The sequence below is a fragment of the Marinibaculum pumilum genome (assembly GCF_042646425.1).
GTDB lineage: Bacteria > Pseudomonadota > Alphaproteobacteria > Ferrovibrionales > Ferrovibrionaceae > Marinibaculum > Marinibaculum pumilum.
In genome coordinates this window covers 1-2832 of sequence record NZ_JBHRTR010000055.1, presented here as the reverse complement: position 1 = coordinate 2832, position 2832 = coordinate 1, and the positions used below count along the sequence as shown (strand labels likewise).

1 protein-coding gene is annotated in these 2832 nt (G+C 68.0%); it reads right to left on the bottom strand.

From position 1 onward, the window contains the following. Nucleotides 1-2832, bottom strand: a 2832-nt coding sequence (locus tag ACFOGJ_RS30285) for a DUF4114 domain-containing protein (RefSeq protein ID WP_379907096.1), incomplete at both ends; no start/stop codon positions are given.

Below are 2832 nucleotides of genomic sequence, written 5' to 3'. Positions count from 1 at the left end.
GAGTCGCTGCCCGCGCCGCCAGCCAGGCTGTCTGCGCCCTCGCCACCGTCGATGCTGTCGGCGCCCTCGCCGCCATCGACCGCGTCGTCGCCGGCGTCACCCGCCAGAACGTCATCGCCGGCGCCGCCGGCGATCAGGTCTGCGTCGTCGCCACCGGAGACGATGTCGGCGTCATCGCCGCCGTCGATCGTGTCTGCTCCAGCACCACCGAGGATCGTGTCGCTGCCAGTTCCACCGTCGATGCTGTCGGCGCCCTCGCCGCCATCGATCGTGTCGGCGCCGGCATCGCCAGCCAGAACGTCGTCACCGGCACCGCCGGCGATCAGGTCCGCGCCATCACCACCGGAGACGGTGTCGGCGTCATCGCCGCCGTCGATCGTGTCAGCGCCTGCACCGCCAAGAACGGAATCCGCCCCTGCGTCACCGGACAGGCTGTCCGCACCTGCGCCACCGTCGATGCTGTCGGCACCTTCGCCGCCACCCACCGTGTCGGCGCCGGCGTCGCCCGCCAGAACATCGTCGCCAGAGCCCCCGTCGATCAGGTCTGCATCATCACCACCGGAGACCGTGTCGGCGTCATCGCCGCCGTCGATCGTATCGGCGCCGTCACCGCCGTCCAACACGTCCGCGCCGGCATCGCCGGACAGGGCGTCGTCGCCGGCCTCGCCCAGAAGGCTGTCGCCGGCCGCGCCGCCGGACAGGCTGTCGCCGCCTTCGCCGCCCTGGATCGTGTCCTCAAGGCCGCCGCCGATCACCGTGTCGTCGCCGGCGCCCGCGGAGAACGCCTCATCCGGGTCGTAGCCGGCTTCCGCCGCCTCGCCCGTATCGTCGGGCAGGATCACATGGTCGTCGCCGTCCAGCGCGATGTGCGGCGAGCCGCGATAGGTGCCGTCGACCACGTCGTTCAGGTCGACGACGTCATCGCCTTCCGTGAACAGCGGCGGGGGCATGATCTCCGTCTCGACACCGTCCACGTAGAGGACGACGTCCTCGAAATCCTCGACCGTCAGGTTCAGGTTCAGCGCCTGGAACGAGGCGCCTTCATCCGTGCCCGCATCGCTGTTGGCGGCGATGAACTGCTTCAGCGCCCAGAGCTCCAGGCGCATCGCCTCATCGGCATAGGCGTCGGAGGTCAGGTTGATCCGCAGGGTGTCGCTGCCCGTGCCGCCGTCATAGACGTCGCCAGCACCGGAGGTCTCCCCGCCGGTGAACATCGCCGTGTCGTCGCCGGAACCCCCGTGGACAGAATCCACCCCGCTGCCACCGTCCAGAAGGTCGTCGCCGCCATCGCCGTAGAGGCTGTCGGCACCTTCGCCACCCTGGAGCGTATCGTTTCCGCCTTCGGACGCAGTGGCAGCCTCGACCTCGACCGTGACATTGACGTCGTCGAAGTCGTGGTCACCCCACTGGTAGATGTCTTCCCAGTTGGAATTGCCTTCCGCGGCGTTGTCGACCTCGTAGTCGCCGCCATCCGGATTGAGGGCGGGATTGCTGAACAGCACCGGTGCGCCCTGACCGACCAGGGGATCGCCATCGGCAAAGGCGGTCCACTTCCCATCGACCTGCTGGAAGCTGACCTGGGTACCGTCGGCGAGGTCGGCGTTCTTGTTGTCGCCGTTGGGGATGATGAAGAACCCGAGCTGCGCCGCGCCGTTCAGCTGCTCCGCAGACAGGGACAGAGTGGTGCCGTCCTGTCCCTTTACATTCGCCCAGACCAGTTCCCCGCCGATCGGGTTTCCGTCCGTGTCGGCGAGATAGTAGCCATAGGAATTGTCGTATCCGGCAGTTCCGCCATGGAACTCCAGATCAATCGTGAGCCCGGCAGTCGCACCCGAGATGTCATACAGCCCATCAACAACGGTGAGCGGTCCGGAGGCGGCCGGACCCATATCGTTGCCGCTGTCGCCGTGAAGGACGTCATCTCCCGCGCCGCCGGAGACGAGATCGTCGCCCCCGTCACCCAGAATCGTGTCGCTGCCGGCATCACCAGCCAGACTGTCAGCGCCCGCGCCGCCTTCGATGCTGTCCGCGCCTTCCCCACCGTCGATGCTGTCCTCACCGGCGTCACCGGCAAGGACGTCATCACCTGCACCGCCAGCGATCAGATCGGCGTCGTCGCCACCGGCAACGGTGTCGGCGTCATCGCCGCCTTCGATCGTATCGGCACCGGCACCGCCGAGGATGGAGTCTGCTGCTGCGCCGCCGGCCAGGCTGTCGGCGCCTTCGCCACCGTCGATTCTGTCAGCACCTTCGCCGCCATCGACCGTGTCGTCCCCGGCATCGCCCGCAAGAACGTCATCGCCAGCACCGCCAGCAATCAGGTCGGCATCGGCGCCACCGTCAATGCTGTCGGCGCCTTCGCCACCATCGATGATGTCATCCCCGGCATCACCTGAAAGGAGATCGTCGCCGGCGCCACCGGTGATCAGGTCGGCGTCCTCGCCACCGGCAACGGTGTCGTCCCCGGCGCCGCCGGTCAGGCTGTCGGCGCCTGCACCACCATCGATGCTGTCGGAACCTTCGCCGCCACCGATTGTGTCGTCCCCGGCATCGCCCGCAAGGACGTCATCGCCTGCACCGCCAGCAATCAGGTCGGCATCGTCGCCACCAGCAACAGTGTCGGCATCATCGCCGCCGTCGATCGTGTCAGCGCCCCCACTGCCAAGGATCGAGTCGCTGCCGGCACCGCCAGTCAGGCTGTCAGCACCGAGACCACCGTCGATCGTGTCGGCGCCTTCGCCGCCATAGACCGTGTCGGCGCCAGCATCACCCGACAGGACGTCGTCGCCCGTACCACCCGTGATCAGGTCGGCATCGTCGCCACCGGAGACC